A 20035-nucleotide genomic window follows, 5' to 3' on the forward strand; every position below is an offset into this window, starting at 1 on the left:
AAACTCGGGAACGCGAAAGCTTGCCTCAAAAGCCTTTCACCCGCTGAAAACCTTGATTATGGGCGTAGTAAACAGCCCGGATTCCGCCGGACGCATGGCGGTGACCACTTTTGCTGTACGGGTTGGCGGCGCCGCCCTTGCCTACATTTCTCAAATTCTGCTGGCCCGCTGGATGGGGGCTCATGAATACGGAATTTTTTCCGTTGCCTGGACCTGGATCATCATCCTTGGCCTGCTTGCCTGCATCGGCTTTTCCTCATCCCCGGCAAAATATATCCCGCAATATAAAAAAACTGGCGATTTCAGCCGGCTTCGGGGCTTTCTATATACCAGCCGTCTGGCAGCTTTCCTGATAGCCAGCATTATCGCTGTCTCAGGCATCTTTATCCTGTTCAGCCTGCGTGGCTATATTCCAACCCACTATGTGCTGCCGATGGCCATGGTGCTCTTTTGTCTGCCACTGTTTTCGGTCGGCGGCGTCCAGGACGGCATTGCTCGAAGCTATGACTGGCCGTCCCTGTCCGTACTGCCAACCTATATTTGGCGCCCGCTTGGCATTCTGGTCATCTTGTTCGCACTTATGACTTTTGGGGAGCCGGCCACTGCCGTGACCGCCGCCGGCGCAGCAGTCGCCGCGACATGGGGTGTTGCGTTGTACCAGATGGTCCGGCTGAACACGCGAATTGCACAAACGCTGCCGCCCGGCCCCCGCACCAATGAGCTCCCCCTATGGCTCGCAGTGTCCCTGCCGATGCTCATGGTTGAAGGGTTTTTACAGCTGATCACCAGTGCGGATGTGATCATGGTCAGCTTTTGGCACAGTCCTGAAGAAACGGCCGTCTATTTCGCCGCGTCCAAAACGCTGGCTCTCATCCACTTTGTCTACTTTGCCGTGCGCTCCGCATCGGCGCACCGGTTTGCAGGCTTTGTAGAGACAAACGATCAGGCCGGTTTGCGCTCTTATGTGCAAAAATCCAGCCTTTGGACCTTCGGGCCCTCGTTGCTTGGTGGCGTCATCCTGCTGGCACTCGCACCGTTCCTTCTCAGCCTCTTCGGGTCCGGCTTTTCTGCCGGTTATCCGGTCATTGCGATCTTGATGCTTGGTGTTTTGGCCCGAGCGTCTATCGGACCGGTGGATGCCCTGTTGATGATGACCGGGCACCAGCGCAGCTGTGCGGCTATTTACGCCGCAACATTTGCAGTGAATGTTGTTTTGAATGTTATCTTCATACCTGCCTTCGGTCTCGCCGGGGCGGCCGCCGCAACCAGCCTTGCCATCTGTTTTGAAGCTGTATGTCTGGCAACTTTGGCCCGGCACAGGCTGAGCGTGACAACCTTTGTTCCGTTGATCCTATTGCAGCGCAGGGGGGCGTGATGTTGTTTCCATCTCACCTTACAAGTGGCCTGACCCCGCTGATTATCGACCCGAAGGATCCAGGGGAGCATTACGCTCCGTGGCAGGAGTTATCCAAAGCTGCGATAGACCCAAACCCTTTCTTCGGGCCGGAGTTTTTGATCCCGTTTCTGGAAAATATGGAAACACCAAAGGTGCATCTGTGTGTTTTGAAAGAAGCGGAAACGGGCCGGTGGATGATGGCAGCACCGGTTGTCCGCAGACGGCCCGGTCTTGCCATTCCCGTAACTTCGCTTTACGCGACCGAATATGGCCCGCTCGGTGTGCCGCTCATGCAATCAGACGCCGGCCCGCAAACCACGGACGCCTTCTTGCAGCTTGCCGCGGAGCAAGGCGGCATGCCCGTTGTTGCCATGCCCTATATGCCCGTTGAAGGCACAAGCGCGCGTATTTTAAGCCAATCCGACCACTGGCATCTGGCGACATCAACACCAGCCGAACGCGCCGCCCATGACGCTGGTCTCCTTGGGGAAGCACAATTCGCCTCGGCCTTTAGCGGCAAACGGCGCAAGGAGCTGCCACGTTTGATGCGCCGCCTTGCCGAACAGGGCGAGGTCAAATTGGCGAGTGTTTCCGGCCCGCAAGCCGTTGAACAGTTTGAGGCCTTTCTTGAGCTCGAAGAAAAGGGCTGGAAAGGCAAGTCCGGCACAGCCTTGAAAAGCAGGCCACAGACCCTGACCTTTGCGCGCGCGATGATTGCAACCCGCGCCACACGAGATGGGGTGCGTATCGATACACTCCAGGTCGGGGGAGAAGCGATCGCTCTTTTGGTGATCTTACGGGAAGGCACCAAGGCATTTTCCTGGAAAATTGCCTACAACGAAGACTTCGGGAAATACTCACCCGGCGCCCAGCTTGCGCTGTATGCCCTAGAACGCAACCTGAATGATCCGGATCTGACCGATGGCGCGGATTCCCTTGCGGTTCCGGGGCACACGATGATCGAGCCTTTGTGGAATGGCAGGATCCGCACCGCGACCATGCTGTTCGCCAGAAGCCTGCCCGGCCGCTTGCTTCAAGCCGGCGCCAAGGCTGATATCGTGACAGAACAACGTCTTCGGCGCTACGCCCGAAAATACCTGAAGCGTGGCAAGAACACTTAAACGCTCTCGGTTGCCTCCCCAGAATGTTCGGACCGGGCTTTGTCGCGCAATTTGCGCCGGATCACCTTACCGGTCGTGGTCATAGGAAGTTCGGTTACAAAGTCGATCTCACGCGGATATTCATGTGCCGAAAGGCGTTTGCGCACATGATCCTGAATGTCAGCGGCGAGCTGTTTGTCCGCCTGGGATCCGTCTTTTAGCACCACATAGGCCTTCACGATTTCCGTACGCAATGGGTCAGGCTTCCCCACGACCGCCGACAGCGCCACGGCCGGGTGGGTCAATAGGCAATCCTCAATTTCGCCCGGACCAATCCGGTAACTCGCAGAGGTGATCACATCGTCATCCCGGCCGACAAAATGGAAATAACCATCTTCGTCACACAGACCTTGATCTCCCGTGATCATCCAGTCACCAACGAATTTTTGTTTGGTCGCATCGGGATTGTTCCAGTATTTGAGGAACATCACGGGATCAGGCCGGCGAATGGCAATCTGGCCAAGTGTTTCCGCAGGAAGCCGCTCGCCATTCTCATCGATAATCGCAACATCATGACCAGGCGTCGGCTTACCGATCGCGCCACCACGACTGATACCAGCCGCAACGCACGACCCGAGAACAGCATTACACTCTGTTTGACCGTAGAACTCATTGATGGCAAACCCGAACGTCTGTTCAAACCAATCGTAGGTTTCCCGCCCCAGAGCCTCGCCCGCTGAGCCTACGCTGCGCAACACCAACTCGAAGCGGCTCGCCGGTTTTTCGACGGACCGCAGCATTTTCAAGGCGGTTGGCGGAATGAACGCATTTCGCACCTTTTCGTCCTGCATCAGCAGATAGGCGCGCTCCGGATCAAACTTTCGAAAACTCCGTGATATGACTGGCACACCAAAATGAAGCGCTGGAAACAGAGCATTCAGCAGACCGCCCGCCCAAGCCCAGTCTGCCGGGGTCCAGAGCAGATCGCCATCATGGGGCATGAAGTTCTGAGACATCTGAATGCCGGGCAGATGGCCGAGAAGCACCCGGTGACCATGAAGCACCCCCTTCGGCGGGCCCGTCGTACCGGAGGTATAGATCATCAAAGCCGGGTCATCAGCCAAGGTCCGCAGCGTTTCGAATGTGTCCCTGGCTTTTTCAAGCTCCACATGGAAATCCGTCACGCCAGACTCCGCACCATCAACCGATAGCACATGTTCGAGCGCCTTGGGTCGAACATCAAGTTGCGCCAGCTTTTCGACCCCGGACGTGTCGCAGACCAACAGTTTGGCTGCCGAGTCTTCCAGACGGTACCTCAGCGCCTCAAGTCCGAACAGCGAAGCAAGCGGAACGGCCACTGCCCCCACCTTGTAAATGCCCAGATGCGCAATTGCGGTTTGCGGGCACTGGGGCAGCAATAGAGCAACCCGATCGCCTCGCCGGACTCCAAGACCCACAAGTAGATTCGCAAAGCGGTTGGCCGCTTGGTTGAGCGTTCTGTGACTCCAATCTTCCCGGCTGCCATCCTCCTCGACATGACGGATCGCGACTGCATCGGGAAGCACGCGTGCCCAATGATCGCTGACACTGTCGGCAATGTTGTAATTTTCAGGAATGAACCATGAGAACCGGGATCGGAGACTGTCCAGATCGCTGGCGGGCTCGAGCATGAAATGGTATCCGCTGCACAAAAACGAGGCAGCGGAGACTAGCGGCGCTCATAATGCAACGCAACAGGCAATGTGGCGTTGCAAAAAGCCGTATTATTGGGGCTTGGCCTCCGGCACGGCAATAGATCCGGTTGCCGATGGGGTTTCTTCGCCCCGAGCGCCGCCGAAAGGCAGCCAACGCTTGATGATACCGCCAACACCGTCGCTGCTTTGCGTTTCAGGTGCGAAGGCTGTTGCAACACCGGTTGTTGCACTTCCCGGCCGCTGTGAAGCTGCTTGAATAGCGCCCGGAGCTGCTGTCTCTTCCGGCACTGCGGCGGCCACCGCACTGCCTGCATCGGCGGTATCCGAACTAGGCTGGGCTAGCCCACCCTCGTCATTGCCCCCCAGGAAATTGGCAATCTGGCTCTGGCGCTCTTCCCAACGGCGCTGACGTTCTTCGCGCGCATCCAAGCGGGCAACGATCTGCTGAAACTTTTTATCGTCTTCAGACTGTTTTTGCTGAACAAGCTGCTGCAGGCGCGCCGGCACTTCATATTCGGGGCATTTTGCGGTCGCACGGAACGGCACACCTTCTACAAGTGTGGTCGCATCGAACACGTATTTCTTCTCGCAGACCGAAATTTTCGGCGGCACTTTGGTCAGTTCAAAATGGTCATACCCGACTTTGAGCATCCGCCAGAAATCCATATGCTCGCTGTCACGGTGTTCAGCCATGTTTTCCGGCGTCATGCGGAAGGGAAACGCCTGAACCTGGAAAGCCCTCTGACCGCCTTTAAAACTGTCGCGAGCCAGCGCATAAATGTCCTGAACCTGAGCATCGGTCATTGCGTAGCAGCCACGAGACGAGCAAGCACCGTGAACCATCAGATGCGAGCCGGTCCGCCCGTGCGCACGGTCAAACTTGTTCGGATAGCCCAGATTAAACGCAAGATGATAACTGGAATTCGGGTTCATCAAACCCGGCGTGATCTCATAGAACCCTTCAGGCGCCTGCCGGTCACCTTCCTTGAATTTTGGCCCCAGTTCACCAGACCATTTGCAGATCTCGAACGATTCCAGAAGTTCGAAACGCCCGTTTCGGGCTTCCTTCCAGACCTCCAGTTCGTTTTCTTGCTTGTAGATCCTGATCATGATTGGCGACGTCGCACTCATGTTCAGATCGGTCATTTTACGTTTGACTTCAGCGCTTACCGGACGTTGCGCCTTCGGACCGTACCCGAGTTCGTCCGCCTGGCAGCCTGCAAGAACGCCGGCGACCAGAATGGCTCCGGCAAGCTGGCGTATACGCTTGCCATTCATACGGCCTGCGATTGCTTGACCACGCATTTTCAAATCTGCCGCAAGACACTGCCAATCGGCCATATGATCGTCCCATACCAATTGCGCGCAGGTGAAACCCGCCGCCAATCGCCCCAACATCCTCGAAAGGAGGCTATGAAACTATAGTTGACAGTCTGTTACCTGTGCGAATGGACACCTGCCCCCCACCGCAAATGACGTCTGCCAGCATGCTCAATGACGGTAGAATCTGGCTAAACCACGGCAAAGCTACCACGCAATGAACAGCTATGCACCGCGGTATCGTCACATTCCCGTCAGAGCAGCTTCCAATGGCCGGTCTAAGACAAGGAGCGCCCGATCGTCAGGAACTTTTCACGGCGTTGCTGACGCAGAGCTTGTGCATCAAGGTCCGACAGTTCGCCGAGCGCGGCGTCGATGGCCGCTCCCGCGCGGTCAATGACGGTCTCTTTTGCCCGGTGCGCGCCGCCTACAGGTTCTTCGACAATGCCGTCGATAACACCGAGCTGCAAAAGATCTTGCGCAGTGATCTTCATATTGGTCGCAGCGTCTTGTGCCCTGGTGCTGTCACGCCAAAGGATAGATGCCGCGCCCTCAGGGGAAATCACCGAATAGATCGCATGTTCAAGCATCAAGACCTTGTTGGCCGTTGCAATGGCGATCGCACCGCCGGAGCCGCCTTCACCGATCACGATCGAAACGGTTGGAACGCCAAGCCCCAGGCCTTTGTCTGTAGACCGGGCAATGGCTTCCGCCTGGCCGCGCTCCTCGGCACCTATGCCCGGGTAAGCACCGGCCGTGTCAACGAGCGAAATCACCGGAAGGCCAAAACGCTCCGCCAAATCCATGATCCGGACAGCCTTGCGGTATCCTTCCGGCCGGGCCATGCCAAAGTTGTGCTTGAGCCGGGTTTGGGTATCAGAGCCCTTTTCTTGCGCCAACACAGCAACCGATTGGCCTCGAAACCGGCCGAGGCCGGCAATGATCGCATGATCTTCACCAAAACTGCGATCACCCGCCAGCGGCGAGAAGTCCTCGATCAGTCCTCCGACATACTCGGCCGCATGCGGCCGGTCCGGATGCCGGGCAACCAGTGTCTTTTGCCAAGGTGTCAGTTTTGTATAAAGGTCTTTAAGGGTCTGGGACGATTTACCCTTCAGCCGTTCAATCTCATCATCAACATTGACGGCTTCGCCGCCCGCAGCCAGCGCCCGAAGCTCCTGGATCTTACCCTCGATATCGGCAACCGGTTTTTCAAATTCCAAATAACTATGCATGTACTCGACAACCTGACTGCAAGCCGTTACGCCGCATGGTGCGGCTTTATTGAGCAGACGCCAAAGGCCAGCTCAACAAGACCCCGCGGACCGACCGCAGGACAACAAGATTTGCCTAGGGCTCTACCAAGACTGAAGAACACGCGCAAGAGTACCCGAAGGCATGGTCTTTACCGCTTTGCGCTGTCGGTTTGCTCGGATTCAATGTTCAGCTTTGAGGCCTGAACCACCAATTGCCCTGATTTGGTCTGGAGCGAAATACGATACGGTATTAGCACATCGTCCCGCCCGGCAGGCGCGAGCCAGGCTTCCATGCTCGCTTTTTCCATATATTTGACACTGGCCTTTGACGGACGGTGGCCTGCAACGGGCACCCAACGCGCATTGCACACGACAACCGGACCGTCATATCCACGGCCCTTGACTTGTTTAATCTCACGAAAGCTCAGCTTGATGTCGAAACGGGTCCAGCCATCGAAAATCGGCAGCTTGCGCTGACAAGCCTCCGGCCCCAGTCCTGATTTTGTCTTGACCGGCATCAGCGCAGCACTGAGCGGGTCCATGGCATTGCGCTGATGTTTTTTGGTGACCTTAATACGCTCTTTGTTCGGTTTGAACTGGGGCGTGACTTCCATCTTCCGGATATTACCGGATCCCTGCGCCAAGGCGACATAGAAGTCCCGATTGGCGGCATGAGATGCCATCCGGTATTTGGACGGGACGACCTTGGTCCCGACAAGCCAGCCTGCGGCTTCCGCACCACCCTTACCGGTCGAGAACAGCGTTCCGATCCCGGCAGGCTCCAGCCCGACTTTGGCCGAGTACGCATTGCCCTGAAGAGCAAGTGATAAGGTCCCTTTCCCGATCTTAAGCCCGGAGATCGAGATGGCGTAGAGGCCTCCGACACTCGCCTTCTTCGCGTCGGCCGGGGCCGGCAAACAGGACAGGGCAAAAAGAGGCAGAGCCAGAAACCGCCCCAAAATCTTGGATACCGACACGTTCATCCTCCGCGCCGCCAATGTGGCAACGAAACAGCGCTACAATTATCCGTCAGTTACCTTACCAGAGCCTGGACGGATTCGTTGTGAGATTGTTCGCAATCATGGTAACTCTATCGTTAACATACCATGACGGGGTCTGAGGAAAAGACAGATTCAGAAACAAGTCCCCTAAACATCTTGACGGTTCGCGCCCCTGCCTTTATAGCGGGGCAACTTTTTCCGAGAAATGCCGGGAATGCGATCGCTGGACTTATTGTCCGCGCCGTAACCGGTTTAAACTGCCGGATCCCCCGTAACGGACCGGCCACGAAGACAAAAGGTGATATCATGGCACGCCGTTGCGAACTCTCCGGCAAGGACGTGATGACGGGAAACAACGTCTCGCACGCCAACAACAAAAGCCGCCGCCGGTTCCTTCCGAACCTGTGTAACGTTTCTTTGATCTCCGACACACTCGGTGAATCGTTCAAACTTCGCATTTGCGCCCATGCCCTGCGTTCCGTAGAGCACCGCGGCGGTTTGGACGCTTACCTTATGAAGTCATCTGATGCCGATCTTTCCGACAAGGCACGGCAGATCAAGCAGAGCATCAAGCGCAAGCAGGGCGAAACAGCCGCTGCGGCCTAAGGCTATCTGGAACTGAATATGACAAGCACCCGGAATTTTTCCGTGGCCAGCCTCGCCATCGCGGTTTTCGCGATGGCGGTTGTCGTTGTGGCCTCCAATTTCTTAGTCCAGTACCCGGTACATGGCACGATTGGCGGCATCAACCTCGCTGATCTGCTCACCTGGGGTGCGTTCACCTATCCAGCCGCGTTTCTTGTCACCGATCTGACCAACCGTCGCTTCGGACCCAAGGCTGCGCGCATTGTGGTGCTTGTCGGCTTCGTGACAGCGGTGACACTTTCCTACTGGCTTGCCACGCCGCGCATTGCGATCGCATCCGGGTCGGCCTTTCTTGTCGCCCAGCTGCTTGATGTCACGATCTTTGATCGCTTGCGACGCATGACCTGGTGGAAAGCGCCGTTTTTCTCATCGATGCTCGGCTCAGTAATCGACACTCTGCTGTTTTTCTCAATCGCCTTCGCCGCCAGTTTCTCGGTTCTCTTCGGCTATCATGACGAGTTTGCCGTTGAAACAGCACCGCTCTTCGGCGTGATGGAATTCGAAGCCGCGCGTTGGATGTCCTGGGCACTTGGCGATTTCGCAGTAAAAATTTTCGTAGCGGCTTCCATGCTTGCGCCGTACCGGGTTGTGCTATCCCTGCTCCAGCCTGCCCCAAATGGATCTGCGGCCTAAGCCGCCGTCCTTTTCAGGCATATCGCAGAGAACGCTGGCCGCCGCTGTGTGCGGCCGCGCAGTCATAACTCTCCAATTTGCGGCAACTTTGAATGTCTGCACCACGCAGACAGGCAGCTTCCAGATCCTCAAGCCGCAGAATACTTTTGTCTCCAGAACCGGCTTTTTCTCCGCAAGCAGCGCAATCCATCGAAATGAAGCGTCCGCGGGACACGAAGATTCCGATTCCGTTCTCACCGACATAGACGGTGCTGACGTTTGCTTTGCACGAGTTGGGCTCACTTTGACCGGTCACATACCATCCACGCACTCCAGCTTGATTGGTTGTCATCCCGCTGGCTTAAAGTCGTTGGGCGGGCGAGTTCGCGTTACTCGACCCACCCGATGTAGGTTGGCATGCGGCAACCAAAACGGTTCACCCGCTCACAAAGACCCATCGCGACAAGTTGAAACGCATTAGACGTCACGCGCATCCTCGTATTTTTAAGGCGTGGTGACGTATTGGTTAGAGCCAGATTTTTGAAGCAAACCGCCGCGTTGTTCGCATGGCAAGACTTAAGGATCCAAGCGGAAGCGCAGAAACAGCGTTCTCTGCAACAAGGACCGGTTGTTATCTGACAAAAGGGTTAAGATCAGATCCCCCGTGGCGCTTTCATGCAAGGCCATGGCTTCCATATTGTCGATCTGATGGCCGAAATCAGCTTCGAGAAGCACCTCACCCGAAAGCCGGGCACCTGGAGCGATTTCCGCTCCGGAAAATCTCCGCAGGCGCATACCGATAAAATCCCGCAGATTAAACCGGCGCTCCAGCAACAGCAGATCTCCGTCTGGCAAAAACACGGCGTCTGTCGCTTCAAACCGGCCAGAGCGGACGATTGAAAACCGCGACACAGTTCCACCGCGAATAATGAACGCCGGCAGGTCGTGAGTATCGGTTTCCCCGCGCTCGGCGACGGCTATGAGGCTGCCTTCAAGAGCAGAGCCCGGCGCGCCTGCCGCCAGAGCTTCCAGTCCTTTGTTCCGGCGAAGCCGCTTGATGTACGGTCCAACCCGAAGCTCGCGCAGGATCGGCTCTGCGCCGGTCACGAGTGGCCACGGATACTCGTAGATCGCATTTGCCCGTTCGGCTGCAACATAAAGCCGGTTTTCAGATCTGGCCAAAGCCTCAGTATCATGCCCCCAGCTTGCACGCAGGCTGCCGCTCGAACCACTGGCGAGTTCATGTTTTTTGACGCTCGACAAGGTCAGTGGTTTGCCAGCGGGGTCTTGTTGCACCGTGGCAGCCACCCAAAACCCGCTGTCGGTTACCGCCAAGACCTGCTCGCCTTGCGCTACGCTGACAAGACCGGACAACCCTCCCAGATCCCGGTCAGCGGAGATCAGTTCAAGGCCACCCAGATAGGTTAATTGTCCGAACCGGACGGTTTCACGGCCAATATGAAACTGCTCGATCGTCCGCGTTTTTACTGTAACCGGTTCGCCCTCAGTGAGGAGCTCGACCGCATAGCTGGAACGCGTGGCCGCAAGAAACAGCAGACATCCAAGAATTTTTGGAAGCCGCATCCGACCCAGCGAGATCACCGGTGGCGCCGCGCCCGGCGGCGCCCACGCGGGGACTGCTCCCCCTGGACTTCATCGTCGAACAGATCCGCAAGCTGGTCTGTCATCGCACCTGCCAGTTCTTCCGCATCGACAATTGTCACAGCGCGGCGGTAGTACCGGGTGACATCATGGCCGATACCGATTGCGATCAGCTCAACCGGCGACCTGGTTTCAATGTCTTCGATGACATAGCGCAGATGCCGTTCGAGATAGTTTCCCGGGTTGACTGACAATGTGCAATCATCCACCGGAGCGCCGTCGGATATCATCATCAGGATCCGGCGTTGTTCGGGACGGCCAAGAAGCCGGTCATGTGCCCAAAGCAGCGCTTCGCCGTCGATGTTTTCCTTCAAAAGCCCTTCACGCATCATCAGCCCCAGATTCCGGCGCGCGCGCCTCCAAGGGGCGTCTGCGGACTTGTAGATGATGTGCCGCAGGTCGTTCAAACGCCCGGGCGACGGCGGCTTGCCCGCGCCGATCCAGCTTTCGCGGGATTGCCCCCCCTTCCAGGCCTTCGTGGTGAACCCGAGAATCTCGACCTTCACCCCGCACCGCTCCAGGGTACGGGCCAAAATATCCGCGCAAGTGGCGGCAACCGTGATCGGCCGGCCGCGCATCGAGCCGGAATTGTCGAGAAGAAGGGTCACAACCGTGTCGCGGAAATTCGTGTCACGTTCTTGCTTGAACGCCAGTGGTGCCATTGGATCGGTCACCGCACGCGTCAACCGCGCCGTATCGAGCAGCCCTTCCTCCAGATCGAAATCCCACGCCCGGCTCTGCTGGGCCATCAATTTACGCTGAAGCCGGTTGGCGAGACGGGCAACCGCCCCCTGAAGATGTGTCAGCTGCTTGTCCAGAAAACCGCGCAAGCGGTCGAGTTCAGCTGAATCACAGAGGTCTTCGGCGGAAATCGTTTCATCAAATTGCGTGGAGAAAACCCGGTAGTCCGAAACCGGAGGCGAATTGGAAAACGGCTGTTCCTGACGATCAGACTCGCCAGGTTCTTCGGATTCTCCGGCCATATCATCGTCGGAAAGCTGGTCGACCTCAGCTTCCGCAGCTTCGGTTTCACCGGTCTCCTGTTCCTGACCGGACATTTCCATGTCCTGCGGCGGAGCTTCTTCCTGCCCGGCATCTTCCTCATTTTCAGCGCCGGTTTCGGCATCGTCGTTGTTGCCGTCATCCTCATTTTGTTCAGGCTCGTCGTCCTGATCAGCGTCGCCAACCTCATCGGACATGTCGAGATCACGCAAGACATCCCTGAACCGTTCGGCAAACTGCCCCTGATCCTCAATCGTCTCGGCGAGACCGTCCAGATTTGACCCGGCTTTTTGTTCAACCCAGTCGCGCCACATATCGACAAGCTTAGACGCGCTTTCAGGCGGCGCCACACCGGTCAAACGCTCCCGCACGATCAACGACAATGCATCCTGGAGCGGGGCTTCTTCACGGCTATTGATATCCGGCGCATTGGTCTTCAAGTACCGGTCATTGAGCATGGCGGACAGATTATCCCGTACGCCCTCCATACGGCGAGCGCCTACCGCCTCACACCGCGCCTGCTCCACGGCTTCGAAAATTGCACGCGCGTCGGTGCCATTCGGCATGGCTTTGGCGTGGATTTTCGTATCGTGACAGGCAAGCCTGAGCGCCATGGCATCGCTGATGCCGCGGGTGATAGCAATGTCCTGAGCAGAAGTCTTGCGGGACGGGTCAGGCAGACGTGCGGTCGTGCCGGAGAGCCCGGGCCGGTCACCGGAGAAGATGACCTCTAGCTCCGGTTCGCCGGAAATTGCCCGCATGGTTCCTGCAACCGATTGTTTAAAAGGTTCGGTTGTCGGTTGGGGCTGATTGCCCGGGATTGCGTTACTGCCTGGCCGCGGCGCCATATTGACCTCAGCTCATTACAACATTGACGGCGGATTCGGGGAGTTCGACACCAAAACACCGCTGATAGAACTCGGCAACGAGCGATTGCTCCATGTCATCGCACTTGTTCAAGAAAGTGAGACGGAACGCAAACCCGACATCGCCGAATATTTCTGCATTCTCCGCCCAGGTTATGACGGTCCTCGGGCTCATAACGGTCGATAAATCGCCGTTGATGAATGCGTTGCGGGTCATATCCGCAAGCCGCACCATCTTGGATACTGTCGCGCGCCCTTCTTCGGTCTGGAAATGCTTGGCCTTCGACAGCACGATATCAACTTCATTGTCATGTGGCAGATAATTCAGCGTTGTGACAATCGACCACCGGTCCATCTGAGCCTGGTTGATCTGCTGCGTTCCGTGATAGAGCCCCGACGTATCCCCGAGACCGATTGTGTTTGCCGTGGCAAACAAACGGAAGGCGGCGTGCGGACGGATTACCCGGCTTTGATCGAGCAAGGTCAAGCGCCCGGACGACTCGAGAATGCGCTGGATGACAAACATCACATCAGGACGGCCTGCATCATACTCGTCAAACACAAGTGCGACATTGTGCTGGTAGGCCCAGGGAAGAATACCGTCTTTGAACTCGGTGACTTGCTGGCCGTCCTTGATGACGATGGCATCTTTGCCAACCAGATCGATGCGGGAAATGTGGCTGTCGAGATTGACCCGGATACATGGCCAATGCAGTCGGGCCGCCACCTGCTCGATATGGGTTGACTTACCGGTACCGTGGTAGCCGGTCACCATGACCCGACGATTGTGGGCAAAGCCAGCGAGAATGGCAAGGGTCGTTGCCCGGTCGAACAGGTAGTCTTCATCACGTTCTGGGACATGCTCGGACGGTGCGGAAAATGCCGGAACCTTCAAGCTTGATTCAAAACCGAAGACATCCTGTACGGAAACTTCGGTGTCAGGCATGCTCATCGCCGCAGTGGTCGTTTCAGTCATCAGTCCTCCGCAATCCCGGAAATGTTCGGGAAGGGTCTTATGGGAAAAGCCTGCAGGGGCCTGCGGGCCTAAAGGAAACCGGCTTTTTTCAGGACATTGTAGGCCTGAATAATTTCCCGCAAGCGGTCTTCCGAAGAACGGTCGCCGCCATTGGCATCCGGGTGGTTGAGTTTCACGAGTTCTTTATAGCGCGCCTTGATCTCATCTCCACGTGCCGTCTGTGGGAGATTGAGCACATCCAAGGAGCGCTTTTCAAGAGCAAGCAGTTTGCGCTGCCTCGGACGGCGTGTTTGCGTCGAGCGCTGCTGCGCGTTGTTGCGCATGGTTGCACGCGGATCATACCCGTCCGGACCGTCGGCGGCCTGACGATTCACGCCCATTTTCCATGTCGGGCGGTGGCCTGTCAGGCTGTCTTTTTGATAGTCGCGGACATCGTCGTCCTGCATTCCGGAAAAATAGTTGTAAGACTTGTTGTATTCGCGCACGTGATCAACGCAAAACCGGAAATATTCACCTTCGCGGTCGCGGCCTTTCGGAGCTTTGTGCGTTCCAGGACGCTTGCAGCCCGGGTGGTCACAGGACGGATGCAAATCTTCCTGAACCCGTTCCTTGTCGGGCTTCACGCGGATACTGTCGAAAATTTTGGAATCCAGTTTCATGCGGCAAATTATGGTTTGTGTGTCACCGCAAACAAGCGGTGCGGGGTGTTTAGGCGTTTTGGAACTCGCGATCCTGTTCAGCTGCGACTCAGCACTTAGAGGCGACCCGGGACAATACCAGCCTGAGATGCCAAGAAACAGACTTGACCTTTTGCGACGGCTTGATCATCAAGAACCTATGTCTGTGAAAAAAACCATCGAAACCAAATTGCAGGAGCAATTCGCTCCGGTCCACCTCAACGTTATAGATGAGTCTGAAAATCATCGGGGTCATGGTGGGTGGCGTGAGGGCGGCGAAACCCATTTCCGCGTTCAAATCGCTTCAACAGCTTTCGATGGTATGAGCCGAGTGAATAGACACCGCGCCATTAACGATGTTTTGGCGCAAGAGCTACAAGACGGAGTTCATGCGTTGGCAATCGAAGCCCGGTCACCCGACGAACCGGACACCCGCATTCGCTGATAACGCGCTTCTTGAGCCCGTGCAGGACGTATCTTCGGCGGCTTCACTCTCTAAAGTGTACTGCAATCAAAGATCGGGCCGCCTATGTTGAGACATACGTGGCCCTTTCAGTACTTAACGAGTATCAATGAACAAGCATCAGGCACCGGCAATTGTACTGATTATTTGACGAATCGACGTTAGGTTAAATTGTTTGTTCACGATCAATTCTGAAAAACTTTGCTCAAATTTTCTGAAAACCCTAGCTTAAGGCATAGGCACCAGCCTTGGCAGGGAGAGGTGGCAGAATCGTTCGGCAGGTGCGTTCGGTTCATCCCAAGGGCTCCCTTTAACAAGTCTTCATGTGCCAGATTTCGTCTGAGCTCCAAACCACTCGACTTCAAGCCCCGCAAAGTGCGGGGCTTTTCTTTAAGCGACGACGCTGCTCGTTTTTTGCTCGGCTGGTGCAGCGGACACGGGCTGTGACGGCTTGTGCCCAAGCGGAAGGATACGAAGACGCGTCACACGGTTTTTCTCCCGCCGCAAAACGGTAAATCGAAAGCCGTGAAAGGTGAAAATCTGCCGTTCTTCCGGGATCATGCGCGCTTCGTGAATAACGAGGCCGGCAATCGTCGTCGCCTCGTCATCCGGCAAAGTCCAATCGGTGGCTCGGTTGAGATCCCGTATCGGGACCGACCCATCGACAATAACTGACCCGTCAGCTTGTGGCCGAAGGCCTTCAAGCTCCACATCATGTTCATCGGCGATCTCGCCAACGATCTCTTCCAATATGTCCTCAAGCGTGACCAGACCCATCACTTCGCCATACTCGTCAACAACAAGCGCGAAATGGGACTTGTGTTTCAGGAAGGCGTTTAATTGATCCTGGAGGCTGGTAGTGTCCGGGACAAACCAGGGCGGTGTCGCGATCTGCAAGATGTCGATTTTGCTTGCATCTCCGCCTGCCGCGTGAAGTGCGCGCAGCAGATCTTTGGCATGCAGGACACCAACGAAATTATCGGTCTCGTCGCGCCACAGCGGCAACCGGGTATGTGGAGAAGCAAGCGCCAATTCGATGAGCGTTTCAACGCTTTCATCCGCATTTAACGCGACCATGTTGGTCCGGTGGACCATGACATCAGATATTTCCAGTTCGGCGAGATCTAAAAGACCACCGATACGGTCCCGTTCAGCCTTTACCAGCCCACCTTCCATATGCTGCAGGTCGACTGTACCACGCAATTCCTCGTGGGCCGACAGGATCGACGTGTCCCCGCTGACATCAACGCCAAACACTTTCAGCAAAGCCCGCACAATGTACTCAACGCCGACCACAATCGGCGCAAACACGCCGACAACAACACGCACAATCGGCGCAACCGTGACAGCAAAACGCTCCGGGTTCGAGATCGCCCAGGTTTTTGGGAGCACCTCGGCGAAGATGAGGACGAGCGCTGTCATGACAAGTGTTGCAATCGCAACACCAGCCTCACCGAAAAGATGCAAAAATACCGTGGTCGCCAGTGCCGACGCCAAAATGTTGACCAGATTGTTGCCCAGCAGAAGTGCGCCGATCAAGCGCTCCCGCGACGCGATCAACCGGCCAACAATCACCGCCCGCCAGTCACCGCTTTTCTCAAGTTGGTGGATGCGCGCTCTTGAGGTTGCTGTGAGTGCGGTCTCGGATCCGGAGAAGAACCCAGACATGAACAACAGCACAAAGATGGCCAAAATGGCCAGCCACAAGGTCCCCTCCATCATGCCTCCAGCTTTTCTAAGAGAAATGCTCTGACTGTGGCCGGATCAACCGCCTTTTCGACGAAAGCCTCGCCGACCCCGCGGGTCAGAATAAATGTCAACTCGCCCCGGCTGACCTTTTTGTCTTGCATAATCGCGTCCATAAGAGTGTCGACGGGCGGCAATTGGCCCGGTATCTGGGCCAATCCAATCGGCAGCCCTACCTCAGATAGGTGTTTTTCCACGCGCTCAACAGTGTCAGGTTCAATCAACCCTAAACGTTCCGAAAACTCGTGCGCCAGCATCATGCCGATCGAAACGCCTTCGCCGTGCACCAAACGGACGGTTTCATAGGCAACTGCAGCCTCCAGGGCATGACCAAATGTGTGCCCGAGATTCAAAAGTGCGCGCCGGCCGGCTTCCCGCTCATCCGCCGCCACAATGTCCGCTTTCGCCTTGCAAGATCGTGCGATGGCCTCATCGCGCTCCGGTCCACCGTTAAAGACACCTGTCCAGTTGGCCTCCAGCCAGGAGAAAAAAGCGCCATCGCCAAGGAGCCCGTACTTTGCGACTTCTGCATATCCAGCTCTGAAATCCCGAATCGGGAGGCTGTCCAGAACCGCAGTATCAGCCAGGACCAGACGCGGCTGATGAAACGCGCCGATCAAGTTTTTACCGTAACGTGAGTTAATCCCGGTTTTCCCGCCAACGGAGCTGTCCACCTGCGCCAGTAACGTTGTCGGCACCTGAATGAAGTCCATACCCCGGCGCACTGCAGACGCCACGAAGCCGGCAAGATCACCCACGACTCCGCCGCCCAATGCGACGATTGCATCGCCACGCTCAAGTTTTGCTTCCAAAATGCCGTCGCATAGCCGCTCGAATTCGGGAAAGCACTTGCTCTTTTCGCCGGCAGGAACACGCAACACCGTGTGCACAATTCCGGCCCGATCAAGCGAATCTGACAATGCAGACAGATGGAGGGCTGCGACCGTTTCGTCTGTGATGACCGCGACGCGGCCTCTGCCTACGGTTTCCGCGATCTCTTCGCCTGCGGTCTCAATCAAACCGCGCCCGATCAATATGTCATAGCTGCGATCATCCAGCATGACCTGGACTGCATTCGCTGCTGCGGTTTCTTCGAGCATGGTGTTGCCCATCTGGGTTCCGTTTCCTGTTATGCGGGGCCGCTGCCCAAAAGCTTGGCATCAAGTGCGTCGAGTATTTCGTCAACAACTGTTTCGTGAGGCACTTCGCGCGAGTGAACCGTAAGATCGGCTAGGGCATATACCGGATCACGCTTCTCCATCAGGGCACGCATGGTTCCCTCTGGATCAGCATTTTGCAGCAAGGGCCGGGTCGGCCTTTTGCGCACCCGCGCCATCACGGTTTCAAGATCTGCGCGCAGCCATACCGACACACCATGGTCCGCAATTGCCCCACGGGTCGCCTCACTCATGTACGCGCCGCCTCCAGTTGCCAGAACCTGCGGCCCTTCAGCAAGAAGGCGGGCGATGACGCGCTCTTCGCCGCCGCGGAAATAAGGCTCACCGTGCTCTGCAAAGATTTCCGAAACCGTCATATTTGCCGCCCGTTCGATCTCAGTATCCGCGTCGACAAATGGCAAATTCATTCGGTTTGCCAGCCTTCGCCCGACGGTGGACTTGCCACAGCCCATGATCCCGACCAAAACGATTGAACGCTGACCTAAACGCTCGAGCAGCGCCGAGATGATCGGGCTACGATCGTTTCCGGCAAAGGGCGCGGCAGTCATCGGCGTGTTGTCTTCCGTGTTGTTCATGTGCGCGTTTTAGCATATTTGACAAAAAAGACAGGCCCGGAACGCGCCGAAATCCTGTCCTCCCCGTCTTTGCGAAACTTGCGTCCGTTTTCATTTCCCTGACAATACCACCATGCGATTCGCGCCAACCGGAGTAGCGCCGCTTTGCCCACGCTGACCCGCCTTGTCCTTGTCCTGATCGTGCTCGGCGCGTTGGGCTATGGTGCAGTCTATGCGTTGGCCAATTTTATCGAACCCCGCGAGCGTGAAATCACGGTTCGTGTCAAAAAAGACGGTTTCGGCCGTTAGGTTGCCAGTATAATGGACTACACACTCGAAGGTTTTCTGGAAATGCTCTCCGCAGAGCGCGGTGCGTCAGAGAACACGATCGCCGGGTATCGCCGCGATCTGGAAGACTTCGACGCGTTTTTGGGAACCACACGAATCTCAAAGGCCGAAAGCAAAGACATCAGCCTATATATGAGCGACCTGGCCGGTAGAGGCTTTGCCGCGACCAGCCAGGCACGCAAATTGTCTGCGCTGAAACAATACTTCAAGTTTCTCTATTCCGACGGGATTCGGCAAGACGATCCGACCCGCACTCTCTCGGCTCCAAAGAAGCGGCAAAGCCTGCCCAAGGTGCTGACGATCGAAGACGTCGACCTTCTTATTTCATCAGCAAGGGCAGAGACCCTGAAGCCGCATAAGTCACCAGCCGCCAGACTGCGCGCCTATCGCCTCCACACATTGCTGGAGGTGCTCTACGCAACAGGATTGCGGGTCAGTGAACTTGTTGCCCTGCCAGCAAGTGCCGCAAAGCAAGATGCCCGGTTGATGCAAGTGCGCGGCAAAGGCAACAGGGAACGGCTGGTTCCACTTTCAAATGCAGCCCAGGAGGCCATGCGCGACTACCTCGGCCTGCGCACGGCCGAAGGCGCATTCGCGGCCAGCCCCTGGCTGTTTCCATCACATGGAGCAAGCGGTCATTTTTCCCGGCAGGCTTTTGGCCGAGATCTAAAGGACCTCGCTGTAAACGCTGGCATAGACGCGTCCAAAATATCGCCCCATGTTCTGCGCCATGCCTTTGCGTCACATCTTTTGCAAAATGGAGCCGATCTCAGAGTGGTGCAGCAATTGCTCGGACACGCAGACATCTCAACGACGCAGATCTACACCCATATCCTGGACGCGCGGCTCAGCGAGCTTGTGGAAAAAGCCCATCCCTTGTCATCCAGCTAACCCATAGGCACCACGCCCGGAAGATCAGGTTTTTTCCGGCAAGCCAACCACGACTCCGGCCCGCAATACATCCGGGTCGTAGGCCTTGCGGGCAAAGACGTCCCGTACCATCGGTTCGAAAAACGACAAGAGCTCGTTGGCATAAGCCGGATCGAAAGACGCCTGGTCCCACCGCTCGCAAAAATCCGAGCAAGATTTGAAGTAAATATTGCCCTTGAACCGGTCGCGCGCATTGGCATCCCAGCCATAATGATGCGCGTAATACACCATTTGGAAAATTCCATGATGCTCGACGACCCACGCGACTTCTTCGCGAACAAACGGACGGATCACTTCAGCAGAAAACCGATCGTGGTTTTGCGGTGCAAGACCGTCACCAACATCATGCAACAACGCCCCGACCACCCAGTCGATGTCTGCGCCTTCCCGGTGGGCCCGCGTCGCTGACTGGAGCCCGTGTTCAAGCCGGGTGATCTGATATCCTGAAAGAGTGTCTTCTCCCTGACGTCTCAACTCCTCCAGTATCCGATCCGCAGTGCCCGCCTGATACGGCTTTTCGGCCTCGGCAAGTAGATCATAGTCGTCTTTGGTGCCGTTCTTCATTTGCGTGAATGAAACGGTTTTCATCGCGCGCTCCCTAGCAGTTCA

Annotated in this window: 19 protein-coding genes; 7 read left to right on the top strand and 12 right to left on the bottom strand. The window is 56.5% G+C overall.

What is annotated here, in order from left to right; all coding sequences use genetic code 11:
* The first annotated feature begins 58 nt into the window (after positions 1-58).
* Positions 59-1375, top strand: coding sequence for a lipopolysaccharide biosynthesis protein (locus JM93_RS18345; protein ID WP_208995305.1), 1317 nt, complete (start codon positions 59-61; stop codon positions 1373-1375).
* Positions 1375-2517, top strand: coding sequence for a GNAT family N-acetyltransferase (locus JM93_RS18350; RefSeq protein WP_170230738.1), 1143 nt, complete (start codon positions 1375-1377; stop codon positions 2515-2517). The genes JM93_RS18345 and JM93_RS18350 overlap by 1 nt, the downstream gene beginning before the upstream one ends.
* On the opposite strand, the gene JM93_RS18355 is transcribed toward JM93_RS18350, so the two are convergent.
* The 4 genes from JM93_RS18355 to JM93_RS18370 all read right to left on the bottom strand — a co-directional run bounded on the left by JM93_RS18355 (position 2514) and on the right by JM93_RS18370 (position 7749).
* Positions 2514-4166: an acyl-CoA synthetase gene (locus JM93_RS18355; protein ID WP_145346396.1), complete on the bottom strand. Its 1653-nt coding sequence runs from the start codon at positions 4164-4166 to the stop codon at positions 2514-2516. The genes JM93_RS18350 and JM93_RS18355 overlap by 4 nt on opposite strands.
* Positions 4167-4259: 93 nt before the next feature.
* Positions 4260-5531, bottom strand: a complete 1272-nt coding sequence (locus JM93_RS18360; protein WP_208995306.1) for a L,D-transpeptidase family protein — start codon at positions 5529-5531, stop codon at positions 4260-4262.
* 257 nt (positions 5532-5788) lie between these two features.
* Positions 5789-6745, bottom strand: a complete 957-nt coding sequence (locus JM93_RS18365) for an acetyl-CoA carboxylase carboxyltransferase subunit alpha (protein ID WP_145346398.1) — start codon at positions 6743-6745, stop codon at positions 5789-5791.
* Positions 6746-6915: 170 nt separating this feature from the next.
* Positions 6916-7749, bottom strand: a complete 834-nt coding sequence (locus tag JM93_RS18370; RefSeq protein WP_145346400.1) for a DUF3108 domain-containing protein — start codon at positions 7747-7749, stop codon at positions 6916-6918.
* A 324-nt stretch (positions 7750-8073) separates the two neighbouring features.
* On the opposite strand from JM93_RS18370, the gene rpmB reads away from it, so the two are divergent.
* Entirely contained in the window at positions 8074-8373 is a 300-nt protein-coding gene (gene rpmB / locus JM93_RS18375) for a 50S ribosomal protein L28 (RefSeq protein ID WP_145346402.1), read from the top strand.
* Positions 8374-8391: 18 nt separating this feature from the next.
* On the top strand, positions 8392-9045 hold the full coding sequence (locus tag JM93_RS18380; protein WP_145346404.1) for a VUT family protein: 654 nt from the start codon (positions 8392-8394) through the stop codon (positions 9043-9045).
* Positions 9046-9600: 555 nt separating this feature from the next.
* Here JM93_RS18380 and JM93_RS18385 read toward each other — a convergent pair.
* The 4 genes from JM93_RS18385 to JM93_RS18400 form a co-directional block, all read right to left on the bottom strand.
* Positions 9601-10608, bottom strand: a complete 1008-nt coding sequence (locus JM93_RS18385) for an esterase-like activity of phytase family protein (RefSeq protein ID WP_145346406.1) — start codon at positions 10606-10608, stop codon at positions 9601-9603.
* A gap of 14 nt (positions 10609-10622) precedes the next feature.
* Positions 10623-12536, bottom strand: coding sequence for a cobaltochelatase subunit CobT (cobT, locus tag JM93_RS18390; RefSeq protein WP_145346408.1), 1914 nt, complete (start codon positions 12534-12536; stop codon positions 10623-10625).
* A gap of 7 nt (positions 12537-12543) precedes the next feature.
* A complete protein-coding gene (gene cobS, locus JM93_RS18395; RefSeq protein ID WP_145346411.1) occupies positions 12544-13530 on the bottom strand; it encodes a cobaltochelatase subunit CobS in 987 nt (328 codons plus the stop codon).
* A gap of 68 nt (positions 13531-13598) precedes the next feature.
* The gene (locus JM93_RS18400) at positions 13599-14189 is read right to left on the bottom strand and encodes a DnaJ domain-containing protein (RefSeq protein WP_145346413.1); all 591 of its coding nucleotides are present in this window, start codon (positions 14187-14189) and stop codon (positions 13599-13601) included.
* 58 nt (positions 14190-14247) lie between these two features.
* Here JM93_RS18400 and JM93_RS18405 point away from each other — a divergent pair, with 58 nt between their 5' ends.
* On the top strand, positions 14248-14652 hold the full coding sequence (locus JM93_RS18405) for a BolA family protein (RefSeq protein WP_341873641.1): 405 nt from the start codon (positions 14248-14250) through the stop codon (positions 14650-14652).
* Between the two features lie 408 nt (positions 14653-15060).
* On the opposite strand, the gene JM93_RS18410 is transcribed toward JM93_RS18405, so the two are convergent.
* From JM93_RS18410 to JM93_RS18420, 3 genes are read right to left on the bottom strand one after another with little or no spacing between them, the layout of a single operon-like run.
* Positions 15061-16392: an HlyC/CorC family transporter gene (locus JM93_RS18410; RefSeq protein WP_145346415.1), complete on the bottom strand. Its 1332-nt coding sequence runs from the start codon at positions 16390-16392 to the stop codon at positions 15061-15063.
* Positions 16389-17528, bottom strand: coding sequence for a 3-dehydroquinate synthase (aroB, locus tag JM93_RS18415; protein WP_425280833.1), 1140 nt, complete (start codon positions 17526-17528; stop codon positions 16389-16391). The genes JM93_RS18410 and aroB overlap by 4 nt, the downstream gene beginning before the upstream one ends.
* A gap of 17 nt (positions 17529-17545) precedes the next feature.
* Positions 17546-18169 carry a shikimate kinase gene (locus JM93_RS18420; RefSeq protein ID WP_425280834.1) on the bottom strand — a complete coding sequence of 208 codons (624 nt, stop codon included), beginning with the start codon at positions 18167-18169 and terminating at the stop codon, positions 17546-17548.
* 144 nt (positions 18170-18313) lie between these two features.
* On the opposite strand from JM93_RS18420, the gene JM93_RS21815 reads away from it, so the two are divergent.
* Complete coding sequence (locus tag JM93_RS21815; RefSeq protein ID WP_170230741.1) at positions 18314-18457, top strand: hypothetical protein; 144 nt, start codon at positions 18314-18316, stop codon at positions 18455-18457.
* Between the two features lie 12 nt (positions 18458-18469).
* Positions 18470-19387 carry a site-specific tyrosine recombinase XerD gene (gene xerD, locus JM93_RS18425; RefSeq protein WP_145346417.1) on the top strand — a complete coding sequence of 306 codons (918 nt, stop codon included), beginning with the start codon at positions 18470-18472 and terminating at the stop codon, positions 19385-19387.
* Between the two features lie 24 nt (positions 19388-19411).
* On the opposite strand, the gene JM93_RS18430 is transcribed toward xerD, so the two are convergent.
* Positions 19412-20014: an HD domain-containing protein gene (locus tag JM93_RS18430; protein ID WP_208995309.1), complete on the bottom strand. Its 603-nt coding sequence runs from the start codon at positions 20012-20014 to the stop codon at positions 19412-19414.
* Positions 20015-20035 lie beyond the last annotated feature (21 nt).

Source organism: Roseibium hamelinense (genome assembly GCF_007830545.1).
Classification (GTDB): domain Bacteria; phylum Pseudomonadota; class Alphaproteobacteria; order Rhizobiales; family Stappiaceae; genus Roseibium; species Roseibium hamelinense.